Annotated in this window: 10 protein-coding genes; 2 read left to right on the top strand and 8 right to left on the bottom strand. The window is 45.4% G+C overall.

Translation table 11 applies throughout. The annotated features are described in order from the left end of the window. Positions 1 to 179: 179 nt before the first annotated feature. Positions 180 to 2228 carry a methyl-accepting chemotaxis protein gene (locus tag AF333_RS29510; RefSeq protein WP_043067112.1) on the top strand — a complete coding sequence of 683 codons (2049 nt, stop codon included), beginning with the start codon at positions 180 to 182 and terminating at the stop codon, positions 2226 to 2228. 54 nt (positions 2229 to 2282) lie between these two features. Here the strand turns inward: AF333_RS29510 and speB are convergent, their stop codons facing one another. Next, the gene (gene speB, locus AF333_RS29505) at positions 2283 to 3272 is read right to left on the bottom strand and encodes an agmatinase (protein ID WP_043067111.1); all 990 of its coding nucleotides are present in this window, start codon (positions 3270 to 3272) and stop codon (positions 2283 to 2285) included. Between the two features lie 167 nt (positions 3273 to 3439). Further along, positions 3440 to 4852, bottom strand: coding sequence for a sigma-54 interaction domain-containing protein (locus AF333_RS29500; protein ID WP_043067110.1), 1413 nt, complete (start codon positions 4850 to 4852; stop codon positions 3440 to 3442). Positions 4853 to 5033: 181 nt separating this feature from the next. Here AF333_RS29500 and AF333_RS29495 point away from each other — a divergent pair, with 181 nt between their 5' ends. Beyond that, positions 5034 to 6473 carry a sodium:solute symporter gene (locus AF333_RS29495; RefSeq protein ID WP_043067109.1) on the top strand — a complete coding sequence of 480 codons (1440 nt, stop codon included), beginning with the start codon at positions 5034 to 5036 and terminating at the stop codon, positions 6471 to 6473. Positions 6474 to 6563: 90 nt separating this feature from the next. Here the strand turns inward: AF333_RS29495 and AF333_RS37765 are convergent, their stop codons facing one another. From AF333_RS37765 to pcrB, 6 genes are all read right to left on the bottom strand, one after another. Further along, positions 6564 to 6791 carry a hypothetical protein gene (locus AF333_RS37765; RefSeq protein ID WP_158502493.1) on the bottom strand — a complete coding sequence of 76 codons (228 nt, stop codon included), beginning with the start codon at positions 6789 to 6791 and terminating at the stop codon, positions 6564 to 6566. A 4-nt stretch (positions 6792 to 6795) separates the two neighbouring features. Beyond that, a complete protein-coding gene (locus AF333_RS29490; protein WP_052812183.1) occupies positions 6796 to 7239 on the bottom strand; it encodes a carbon-nitrogen hydrolase family protein in 444 nt (147 codons plus the stop codon). Then, complete coding sequence (locus AF333_RS29485; protein ID WP_255322291.1) at positions 7236 to 7544, bottom strand: cytosine permease; 309 nt, start codon at positions 7542 to 7544, stop codon at positions 7236 to 7238. Before AF333_RS29485 ends, AF333_RS29490 begins: the two co-directional genes overlap by 4 nt. A 43-nt stretch (positions 7545 to 7587) precedes the next feature. After that, a complete protein-coding gene (gene ligA, locus AF333_RS29480; protein WP_043067107.1) occupies positions 7588 to 9597 on the bottom strand; it encodes an NAD-dependent DNA ligase LigA in 2010 nt (669 codons plus the stop codon). Positions 9598 to 9645: 48 nt separating this feature from the next. Further along, on the bottom strand, positions 9646 to 11901 hold the full coding sequence (pcrA, locus tag AF333_RS29475; RefSeq protein WP_235356682.1) for a DNA helicase PcrA: 2256 nt from the start codon (positions 11899 to 11901) through the stop codon (positions 9646 to 9648). Between the two features lie 97 nt (positions 11902 to 11998). Beyond that, the gene (gene pcrB / locus AF333_RS29470) at positions 11999 to 12691 is read right to left on the bottom strand and encodes a heptaprenylglyceryl phosphate synthase (protein ID WP_043067105.1); all 693 of its coding nucleotides are present in this window, start codon (positions 12689 to 12691) and stop codon (positions 11999 to 12001) included. Positions 12692 to 12883: the final 192 nt, after the last annotated feature.

The following is a 12883-nucleotide window of genomic DNA, read 5'->3' as shown; positions in this document are numbered from 1 at the left end:
CGCAACTAAGCCATCCTGGTGTTTCCTCCTTTTCTCACCCATTCATCCATCCAAATTATACCTTTATTTCGATATTTTAATTTATGTCGCAGCACTTCAACAACCAATACAGAATTAGTAAAAATATGCCGATATATGTTTTATATACATTATAAAAAGAAAGGTGAACTTCATAAGAGATGAAATTCAGGAGCATTAAATCCCGTACCCTTGCCTCCCTGCTTCCTACGTTTGTGGTCGTTCTGTTATTTACTACAACATTCACGTATTTCTACAGCTCATCTTTAATGAACCGACAAATCGAAGACAAGATGCATGAACAATTACAAAACCTTACATCCACTATTGAAAAAAATCTAATTGCCCACAAAAAAATCCCTGAGTTGCTCGCTCGTAGCCTGGAGTTTTCTGCTCCTTCGTTTACAAAAGAGCAATATGAAGACATACTAAAAAACGCACTTGGCTCAAATAATGAAACATTTGCCAGCGGTATCTTTTTTGAACCTTATAAATATCGTCAAGATGTAAAATACTTTGCGATGTATGCGTTCAGAAAAGATGGAAAATTTGAAGTATCGGACGAGTTCAACAGTGCTGAATACGATTATCCAAACATGGATTGGTATAAAACAGGAAAGGCCAGCAAGCAACCAACCGTCTATACTGATCCGTATTTCGACTCGGTGACCAAAACCCCGATGCTGACTGTCAGTGTGCCATTTTATAGTAAAAATCATGAATTTCTCGGGGTAATTACGTGTGATGTCGATTTATCCAGCCTGCAAAAGCTTGTCGGCCAGACAAAAGTCGGCGAGACAGGACGGGCGTTCCTGCTTGATAGCAAAGGGGTCTACCTGGCTGATGCGGACCAGAATAAGATGATGAAAACAAACATCAAGAACGATCAGAACACTTCACTGGCCCAAACCTCCTCACGACTGTTGTCTGAAGAGAGCGGGATGGTAACTTACACGGACGAAAATGGATTAAATCGGATGTATTATAAGAAGGTTCCGGAGAATGGCTGGATTCTTTCTCTTGTCATTCCGGAAGATGAGATGCTTTCCCCTGTTCATTCGCTTGTGAATGCGCTCATTGCAGCTGCCGTGGTCGCGCTCGTCATTGCAGTTGTTATCATTCTGCTGTATAGCCGCTACATTACACAAAACATTACACGCGTCAATGAATTATCGGCAACGATGTCTGGCGGAGACTTTACGCATCATATCGAGATAAAGACCGAAGATGAGTTCGGACAGATGTTTCGCAATTTCAATTCCATGAATGACACGCTGCGAGATACGATGGGACAAATTGCTTCCCATACTCATCAGGTCGCTTCTACTTCCGAACAACTAACCGCAGGCTCCGAGCAAACGAGCAAAGCGGCAGAACAAATTACGGAGTCTATGTTGGAGGTTGCCAGCGGCACCGATGAGCAGACTACCATCTCTGAAGATGCAAGAAGCGTCGTATCCGAGATTACAGATAGCATGGATCAAATCGCTGAAGGTCTACAGCAAGTGAACGAACGATCCATGGTAACCGCCGAGAAAGCCGAACACGGAAATCAAAACGCTAAAGAAGTCACCGGGCAGATGAATCATATTTACCAGCGTGTAGAAGAACTGGCTGGTGCTGTGCATTCACTCGGAAAAAAATCGGAAGAAATCGACCATATTGTAGCGCTCATTACATCCATTTCCGAACAAACGAATCTGCTCGCATTAAACGCAGCGATTGAAGCAGCAAGAGCAGGCGAACACGGTAGAGGATTCTCTGTTGTAGCAGATGAAGTTCGTAAACTGGCTGAACAATCGTCGCAATCAGCAAGTCAAATCAGCCATCTTATTACTGAGATTCAACAAGAGATGCGCCGTGCAGCCGAAGTGATGAATGAGACGAATATAGAGGTGAAGCAAGGGATTGAGATGGCGGATAGCGCATCCAGTTCATTTGAAGACATACTCGAAGCCGCGGAGGAAGTGTTTACCCACGTGAAAGACGTAAATCGTGTCGTACTAGAAATGGATGCGAAAAAGGAAAAAATGACGGAAGCCGTAAATCAAATCGCCCGGATTTCCGAACAAACGGCAGGACTCACCCAGGGCGTAGCAGCAGCAGCGGAAGAACAAAATGCTTCTATGGAAGAAATCGCATCCGCTTCGCTTACACTTACAAAAATGGCTGAAGAATTAAACGATGTAATGAGTAGATTCAAAGTCTAGCCATAAGAAACAGGGCGGAATTTATATCCCGCCCTGTTTGTCTCTTTTGATTAATTAACGACTTTGCATATTTTGGGTATGAGCTACTGCCTCTTTCTCCGCTTTTTTCTTGAGTGCAAGATGTGTGATAAATTCAAAAATGACGTTGGAAGCAGCATTCGCTGTAATCTGGCCATGATCAAAAGACGGTAGCACTTCCACTAAATCGAAAGCGACGAAATTAAGTCCTTCCAATCCCCGTACAAGCTGCAACGCTTCCGTTGTCGTCGCTCCAGCCACTTCGGGCGTACCTGTTCCCGGAGCATAGGCCGGATCAATGAAATCAATATCGAATGAGAGGAAGAGCGGTCCATCGCCAACACGGTTACGGATGCGTTCAATAACGGCTGGAATACCCATCTCCTGCACCTCGTGCATTTCCACTACATCAAAGCCCATCTTACGTGCGTCATCAAGATCAGCCGGTTCATACAATCCTCCACGCATGCCGACTTGAATGCTCCGACTCGTGTCTAGCAGCCCTTCCTCATACGCCCGGCGGAACGGTGTGCCATGATTGTACTTCTGTCCAAAATAAGAGTCCCACGTATCGCTATGAGCATCAAAATGAACAAGTCCGACCGGACCATATTTCTTAGCAACAGCACGTAGCTCAGCCAACGTAATCGAATGATCCCCTCCAATTGTAATCGGTACGACACCCTTTTCAAGAATCGGAAGCAATCCTTCTTCAATTTTTTGGTACGATTCTTGGATATAGCCTGGAACAACCGATAAATCTCCATAATCTACACCGGACAAATAATCGAATACATTGATTTTGCGTACCGGATTGTACGGACGAAGCAGAATGGAGAAGTCTCGTACCGCTCCCGGACCGAACCTTGCTCCGACACGGAATGAAGCTGCCGTATCAAACGGGGCTCCCAAAACTACAAAATCTACATCTTCTGTCGTCTGAACATAAGGCAATCGCATAAAGGTACGAACTCCGCAAAAACGTGGAGATTCAAATGAGTCTGCTGGTTGATATTTTTTTGTCATGGTGTTTCCCTCCAATTTCTCTCCCGAATTTTTTATCCTCACTATATTTCACAAAGCAAAAACCATGCCATTATGTCTATATAAGGAATGTAAGGGAAAAACCAAGGGATATTAGGTTTAAGCAAAGATAGTAATCTTGTTTCTGATTCATTTATGAATCGATATGACTAGAGGCTCGATTGTTCACGCTTTCCTCGGTACTTTTGCAGCCTTCGCACAACAGAAGGCTGACTGATTCCTAGATGCTTAGCCATCTCATGTGTCGTTCCATACTTCTGATACGCCTGCAAAACCACTTTCCCCTCCACATCCTCAAGAATATCTTTGAGTTTGTAGGACCCGGTAAGCTTTGTAGCTTCCACAATTTCAATATCTCCACGCAGCGATTCTGGAAGATGGTGTAATGAAATAGACGATTCATCCGTTGTTACGACAAGCCTTTCGATTACATTCTCCACTTCGCGTACATTGCCGGGCCAATCATAGCGCAGGAATGCCTCTGTAGCCGATTCTTCCAGCCGCTTGGTTAACCCGTATTTCTTAGAGAATTTCTCAAGAAAGATCTGAATAAGCGGAAGAATGTCTTCCTTTCTCTCACGAAGCGAAGGGACTTCAATCGGAACCACATTCAATCGAAAATATAAATCCTGGCGAAATCTTCCCTCTCGCACCATCTCCGCCAAATTTCGATTCGTTGCTGCAATAAGACGAAAATCCACTGTTTTTGCTTTTGTACCGCCGACTGGTGTGATTTGCTTTTCCTGAATTACCTTGAGCAGTTTAGCCTGTAAGGCTAAGGGCATCTCACCAATTTCATCAAGAAACAGCGTTCCTTTATCGGCTAATTCGATAATTCCCGGCTTGCCTCCCTTATTTGCTCCAGTAAACGATCCGGACGTATAGCCGAAAAGCTCCGATTCGAGAAGCCCTTCCGGGATTGCACCGCAGTTGATCTCGATAAACGAATTGGCTTTTCTCCCGCTTTTTCTGTGGATAGCCTTAGCGATTACGTTCTTTCCGACGCCTGATTCTCCGAGCAGGAGCACTGTTGTGTCTACCTTCGCAACACGCTGCAAAAGCGTCATTACTCGCTGCATCTGAGGGCTTTCTGCTATAAATCCCGGTATACGCGTCTCTTTTTCACGCAGCTCTTCCAACTCGCTTTCGTATCGCTTTACCTGTTCTGTAAGCTGTTCATACTTCTCTTTTAGTGCCATAATTTCAGTCATATCATGAGAATAGCTTATTACCCTTGTAATCTGTTTTTTCTCATTAAATACAGGATAACCTGTGGCCATCACAACCCGGCCGGTTCTTGTACGCTGGATAATTTCCTGTTTTGATTTCTTATTTAGTACTTGTACACTCACAGAAGGGTTGAAAATTTGTTTTGCTTCTAATTCATTCACACTTTGCCCGTATAATTCTTCTGGGTCCACTCCGTATATCTCCTGACAGTTATTGCTCACACGCAGCACACGGCCTTCCCCATCTGTTACAACAATATTATCTTTCGATGTTTCGATAATGGCGGCGAGTTCCTTTAATACGTCCTCTATGTTTGTTTCCTGATTTTTCATATTGAACCCCCCATCTTCCTTGATACAAAATTGAATAAAACTCACCTTATTTTTATTCAAAAATGAATCAAATTGCAAGTTAACCTTTAAAAATCAGTAAATTTACTATTGGCACGTTACTTGCTTTGTAAATATTTTAAGAAAAATAAAACAACATATCTGTTTATCAAGGAGGGTTTATATGCATACGTTAGATATAGTTGTTATGGTCATTTATTTCCTTGCATTAATCTTCGTAGGATTCATCGGGGCAAGAAGGGCCAAAACATCGGAGGATTATATTGTAGCTGGGCGTAATTTGGGCTTCACAATGTATCTATCCTGTCTGGCTGCTGTAATTCTTGGAGGCGCTTCCACCATCGGAACGACAAAACTAGGATACCAATATGGAATCTCAGGTGTATGGCTCGTATCGATGCTCGGTATCGGAATTATTGGTCTCGGCCTATTTCTAGTAAAGAAAATTTATCATTTAAAAATCCTTACCATCAGTGAACTGCTAGAGTTGCGATTTAACGCACAAACAAGATTTATCAGCGCGGCAGTAACAGCACTGTATGCTATTATGGTTACCGTCACACAGGTTATCGGGATGGGAACCATCCTAAATGTATTGGTTGGCTGGGATTTGACCTTATCCATGCTCGTCGGTGGAGGCATTGTGCTTTTCTACACGCTGCTTGGCGGCATGTGGTCAGTTACAATGACCGATATTGTCCAGTTTGTAATTATGACAATCGGTATTTTTCTTGTCATGCTTCCGCTTAGCATCTCAAAAGCAGGCGGCTGGGCGAACCTTCAGCAGACCTTGCCTGCTTCCTACTTTGATTTTACAGGTATTGGTTGGAGTGAGATTCTATCTTATTTCTTACTGTTTTGTCTTGGAATGGTTATTGCGCAGGACGTATGGCAGCGGATTTTCACAGCAAAAACCTTAAAAATCGCTCGTACGGGCACGATCGGAGCAGGTGTATACAGCTTCCTGTACGCTTTAGCTGTCAGCATTATCGGGATGTGCGCGTTTGTAGTACTACCTGGATTAAACGATCCACAGAATGCTTTTGCGCAAATGGCCGTAACAATACTGCCAACCGGCTTATTGGGAATCGTGCTGGCCAGCGTAGTCTCAGCATTGATGTCTACAGCCTCGGGAACGCTACTTGCTTCTTCTACATTAATTGTAAACGATATTATCAAGCGTTTCTCTAAGAAACCGATGAGTGAAACTCGCTTTTTGCTAACTTCACGTATCACCACATTAATTATCGGCCTTATTGTTATCACCTGCTCTATTTGGATTCAAGATGTTCTTGTAGCACTAGATGTCGCTTATGCAGTTCTTTCAGGCTCTGTGTTTCTCCCGATTATTCTCGGATTGTTCTGGAAACGGGCGACTGCAAAAGCAGCTTTCTTTTCTATCGTTATCAGCGCGATTGTTATTATCACTGGCTTAGCTATTGAAGGACTCACATCTACAAATCCGATTCTATACGGACTGGCTTCAAGCCTTGTTTCTATCGTACTTATTTCTTATTTCGACCCGTCAAAAAACTTATCTGAAGCAGAGAAGAAGATGGAGCAAGTGTACGAAACTCCTGAACAAAAGCAGAATGCATTATAATAAAAAATACACAACAAACAGGGCGGGAATATTTCTCGCCCTGTTTGTTATCCGCCATGTTCTACGATGAGTTAGTAAGACGTTCCTTTACTATGGTAAACAGCAGCCGGACCATAAAGATGTGGGCGACGTTCGCGAAGCATGGTATAGAACTCCTGACGATAACACTCTGTACTCAGATGTATCAATTTCAGCGTAGATGTATCCTTCTTCTTCCGCTTGTACTAGCTCTTCCCCGATTGCGTCATATATCCGGCTTGCGCCAAAAAAATTGAGTGTACCATTTGATCCAACAAGATTGCACGTAACTAGTGGCATCGTGTTATCCAACGCACAGGCCATGCTGAATCTGGCATAAGGATTGCGGTAAGGCTTCTCCCGGAGTAAAGTATGCTTCTTCCAGGCTTGTCAGATGGATTTTGCGATACGTATGCAGGAGTGAGCCATCCGAGCCAATAAGCCATACCGTATTGTACGGTCTATCCTCCTGTCCACTCCTCTCTATGTTTCCATAAGCGATATGCACACCATACCGTCTGGCTTCCTCTGAGAAAAACCGATAGGACTCTCCCTCTACCTCCTCAGCTAGTGCTGCCATATGGCATCCGCAGTCGTAGCCGCTTACCACGAGTTCAGGAAAGACAATAATCGAGCAATCTGGATGCTCTGCCATGATCGTATTTATCCACTGTTTCATCTGTAGCCTATTTTCTTGCTTTAATCCCACCCCGGCTTCGAACTGAACAGCGGCTACTTTAATTTTCATTTCGCTTCCCCCGTATCCTTGTATTCTACCTGTTTAGCTATTACATTGCCCTGCTTATTCTCAACTAACGGCTGTACATAAGTGAAATAGTACGCAAACAAAGCGCCACCCAGGTATGCAATATATGCAAAAAGATTTACACCTCCCTGATACCAGTACACTTTACGTTCTCCTGAAATGATTTCTTCGGCATAGTATCTACTTTTCTTCAGGATATAGTAATCTACCAGAAACACAGCAATAACCGGAATAAACAAGGAGAAATAGAGAGTTTTATTCATTATTGAATTATTTTTCGATTCAATAATGAATAAAACTCTACCTGAAAATCAGGTAGAGTTCCTTCTTTTAATCATTCACCCATTCTAAGAACGTCGCTTCATCAATTACCTGAATACCAAGCTCATTCGCTTTCGCCAGCTTTGATCCAGCCGCTTCACCGGCAACGACCAAATCCGTCTTCTTGCTAACACTGCCTGACACTTTACCTCCGCGCACCTCTATTAATTGTTGCGCTTCCTTACGGGTCACTTGCTCTAGCGTCCCGGTCAATACAACCGTTTTGCCAGAAAACGGCGAATCTGTCTCAACTTCTTCCGGACGCAGACCCTTATATTCCATATTCACTCCAGCCTCGCGCAGTCGATTTATCGTCTCTGTCACTTCCGGCTTTTCGAAATATTTCACGACACTTTCCGCAATTTTTACTCCAATTTCATGGATGGAGATAATCTCTTCTTCTGTAGCCTGCTGTAGCTTCTCCATCGTTCCGAATTGCTGTGCCAATAGGCGCGCCGCTTTCTCACCAACAAAACGAATACCGAGTCCGAACAACAGTCGCTCTAACGAATTGTTCTTACTCGTCTCGATGGCCTTCAACATATTGTCGACCGATTTCTCTCCCATGCGGTCTAATTCAAGCAGTACTTCCCGATTCAAATAATAAAGATCAGCTACACTGCGAATCAGCTCATGCTCATACAGCTGGATAACAACTTTTTCTCCTACACCGTCGATGTTCATAGCATTACGAGAGACAAAATGAATAATCCCTTCACGGATTTGCGCAGAACATTGTGGATTAATACAGCGCAATGCTACTTCCTCATCCAGACGAACAAGTTCACTTGCGCAAGCCGGGCAATGGGTTGGCATATGATAAGGCTGCTCATCTCCGGTCCGCATATCCGTCTTGACCGCTACGACTTCCGGGATAATGTCGCCCGCTTTCTTCACCACGACATGGTCTCCAATCATGATGCCCTTCTCCCGGATAATATCTTCATTATGCAGTGATGCCCGTTGAACTGTCGTACCAGCCAGGCTTACCGGGTCAAGGATGGCCGTCGGTGTAACCGCACCAGTGCGACCGACCGTAACTTCAATATCGCGCAGCACCGTCACCGCTTCTTCTGCCGGGAACTTGTAAGCAATCGCCCAACGTGGAGTCTTCGCGGTAAAGCCGAGTTCTTCCTGATATGCAAGGCGATCCACTTTCACTACAATACCGTCAATATCATAAGCCAGCTCACTACGCCGCTCCTGCCAGCCTTCAATAAAGGAGATAACTTCATCGATCCCGTCGCATATACGGCGTTCAGGATTCACCTTGAAACCGAGCTCATCCAGCATGCTAAGTGCCCCGCTGTGCGTATCGACAGGCAGTACATCTTCACCAACCATAGAATACAGAAAGATGTCAAGTGAACGGGACGCAGCGATTTTCGGATCGAGCTGACGCAGCGATCCAGCCGCTGCATTGCGCGGATTGGCAAATAGCGGCTCTTCACGCTCTGTACGTTCCCTGTTCAACCGTTCGAACGCCCGGCGTGGCATAAAGGCCTCTCCACGTATATCGATTGTAAGCGGCTGCTTCAACTTAACCGGAAGCGAGCGTATGGTACGCAGATTTTGCGTAATGTCTTCTCCTGTACGGCCATCGCCCCGAGTTGCACCGCGCACGAACATTCCGCCTTCATAACGTAGCGAGACAGCTAATCCATCGATTTTCAATTCGCACATATAGCGAATCGCATCGTCAACTCCAAGCCCTTGCCGAACCCGGCGGTCAAAGTCACGTAAATCCTGCTCATCGAACGCGTTCCCCAGACTGAGCATCGGCGTGGTATGCTCCACCTTCTCGAAAAACTCTAAAGGTGGCCCTCCCACACGTTGGGTCGGGGAATCCGGCGTGAGCAGCTCAGGGAAATCCCCTTCAAGACGAATCAGCTCCTGCATGAGCCGATCCCATTCATGATCGGAAATTTGCGGGTCATCTTTCACATAATATAAATAGTTATGCTGCTCGATTATGTGACGCAGTTCCTCCACCCGCTGAATAGCCTCGTTTCGATCCATCCTGTGTCCCTCGCTTACCTTTAGATAGTCAGAAAATGAACGTTTTTTCTATGCTTTTTCAATCGGCGCAAACTTGGCCAATAGTTTCTTCAATCCGGTCGGGTTCGGAAATGCGATCGTCAGCTCCAAATCCTGTCCGCTTCCCTTAATCGATACGACTGTACCGGTACCCCACTTGCCGTGTGCAACCTTGTCACCGGCCTTCCAATCCATTGCCTCTGCGCCTTGTCCGCCTGAGGCTTTCGATGTACTGCCTTTCGGCTGTTGCGAGCGCATTGATACTACCCCGCTACGCTGCTGCGGCTGTGCCATCTGACTGTCCATACGCCCGGTACGGGCTGCCAGCCTTTCTTGCACTGTACCTTCCGCTTGAATGAGATGTTCAGGAATCTCCTCGATAAAGCGGGACGGCGCATTCATTTTTGTCTGGCCGTACAATGTCCGCATCAACGCTCGGGTCAAAAACAGCTCTTGTTCGGCTCGCGTGATGCCTACATACGCGAGACGGCGTTCCTCTTCCATCTCTACTTCTTCGAAAAGCGCGCGAGAATGCGGGAATATGCCTTCTTCCATTCCCGCCAGGAAGACCATCGGAAATTCGAGGCCCTTTGCGCTATGTAGCGTCATCATGACAACTGCATTGCCTTTGTCTTCTTCCGTTTCATCAAGCTTATCAATATCAGCTACCAGTGCAAGATCAGTCAAGAACGCCACAAGCGTCTTATCCTCATTAGTACGTTCAAATTCCATCGTAACAGAAAGAAACTCTTCAATATTCTCAACGCGGCTGCGCGCTTCAAGCGTACCTTCCCTTCTTAATTCTTCCCGGTATTCGGTACGCTTTAGTACCTCTTCCGCCAGTTCTGTCACGCTAAGGTACTCCTGCATACTTTCCAGTTCAGTAATCAAACGGGCGAACTTCACAACCGAATCAGTGAAACGGGCGCTCAGTCCTATCTGATCCACTTCCTGAATCGCCTTGTACATAGAGATACCCTGCTGGGCCGCATAGGTCGCGATTTTCTCCACTGTTCCCGCACCAATGCCTCGCTTCGGTACATTGATGATCCGGGTTAGGCTCAAATCATCATCCGGATTAGAGATAAGACGTAAATAAGCCAGCATATCTTTAATTTCTTTGCGATCGTAGAACTTCGTGCCGCCGACAATATTGTACGGAATGCCTGATTTCACAAAAACTTCCTCTATTACACGGGACTGCGCATTTGTTCGGTACAGAATCGCAACATCACGATATGCGCGCCCACGATCCACGGCTTTCTGGATTTGGTCGACGATATAATATGCCTCAGAGTGTTCGCTATCTGCCGTATAATAACGGATAACAGCTCCATCATCGTTTTCTGTCCACAGATTTTTCGGCTTGCGGCCAAAATTATTGCTGATTACTTTGTTAGCTGCTTCGAGAATTTTTTTTGTGGAACGGTAATTCTGCTCCAGCAAAATCGTGCGTGCGTTCGGATAGTCTTTCTCGAAGTTCAGAATGTTGGTAATGTCAGCTCCACGCCAACGGTAGATGGATTGATCGGAGTCTCCGACCACGCAAATATTTTTATGGCCTGCTGCCAGCATCTTTACCAGCATGTATTGAGCCCGGTTCGTATCCTGGTACTCGTCGACATGTACGTAGCGGAATTTCTTCTGATAGAATTCTAATACCTCCGGCACTTCTTCGAACAATTGAATGGTTTTCATGATCAAATCATCGAAATCAAGCGAATTGTTACTCTTAAGCTTCTTCTGATATAAGGTATATACCCGCTGAGACACCTGTTCGATCGGTCCCATGGCCATATCGCCATACTGCTCTGGCGTTTTCAATTCATTTTTTGCGGTACTGATGAATCCAAGCACAGCTCGCGGATCAAATTTCTTCGGATCGATATTTAATTCTTTCAGGCACTGCTTAACGACCGAGAGTTGATCGCTTGAATCCAGAATCGTAAAGTTGCGGTTATATCCAATATGGTCAATGTCACGCCGTAACGTGTGCACACACATAGAGTGAAATGTCGAAATCCAAATATCTTCGGCGTCTGGTCCCACAATCGCTGAAACCCGGTCTTTCATCTCACGAGCAGCTTTATTCGTAAAAGTAATCGCTAGAATGCTCCACGGTGCCACTTTTTTTTCGCTCAACAAATACGCGATGCGCTGTGTTAGCACCCGCGTCTTTCCGCTGCCTGCTCCAGCCAGGAGCAAAAGCGGCCCGTCCGTCGCCAGCACGGCTTCCTTCTGCTGTGGATTCAATCCTTGTAGCGCGTCTTCCCTATTTATAAACAAGGCGGATAACTCCTTTCCCATGCAAACATTTCTTTGTCATTATAGCAAACATTCATTCCTATTTGTCCGCCGATTTCTTCGTCAATTTTCGACCGTCTTATCTTCCGACAGACTTAACGGCCTCCACTGTAGCCAACGCTTGTGTTACATCTTCATAAATGATATTTCCAATTATAACAGTGTCAGCCCACTGTGCCATTTCTATCGCCTGTTCCACACTGCGGATTCCTCCACCGTAGAAAATTCGGCTGTTATGCACGACCTTCTGCGCCGCCTGTACAAGGGCGGGGTTTCCATAGCTCCCGCTGAATTCAATATAAAGAATGGGAAGTTTCAGCATCTGATCTGCGAGGCGGGCGTACGCTTTCATCCCTTCCTCCGTAATATTGGTGCGGCTTTCGGTCAGCTTTGCTACCGCCGAATCTTCATTACCGACCACATATCCTTCCACAAACACTTCATCCCATTTAATAAACGGACCATGTTCTTCTAATCCTTTTACATGCATATTGAAAATCCATTCCGGATTCTGTGCGTTTAGCACCAACGGAATAAAGTATGCGTCAAACCCCGGCACAATAGCGTCTACATCGGAGACCTCCAATGCACAAGGTACGGCATACCGACGGATCCGACTCAACAAATCAATCGTATTGTCAAACGTTATATTTGTTGTACCTCCGACGATGATGGCGTCGGTACCTGATTCGCATACGGACTCAAGCGTTCCATCATCTATTTCTTTATCGGGGTCCAGTTTAAACACGTGTCTCCATTTGTCCATATCCATCGTTTCGTTCCTCCTCTTTGCCACGGGATCTTGCTTCCATTCGTTATGTATTACAATACAAAAGAAAGCACCTGTCTTCCAGTTTTGCCTGAAAAACAGGTGCATATCGCTCTTTATCCCGCCTTAACGGGCAGTAATCCCCCACCTCAAGACTTGGAAAAATCGAGGAAATATAGATGGGGAATAAACTGC

Source organism: Aneurinibacillus migulanus, from assembly GCF_001274715.1.
GTDB lineage: Bacteria > Bacillota > Bacilli > Aneurinibacillales > Aneurinibacillaceae > Aneurinibacillus > Aneurinibacillus migulanus.
This window is presented reverse-complemented; position numbering and strand designations above follow the sequence as displayed.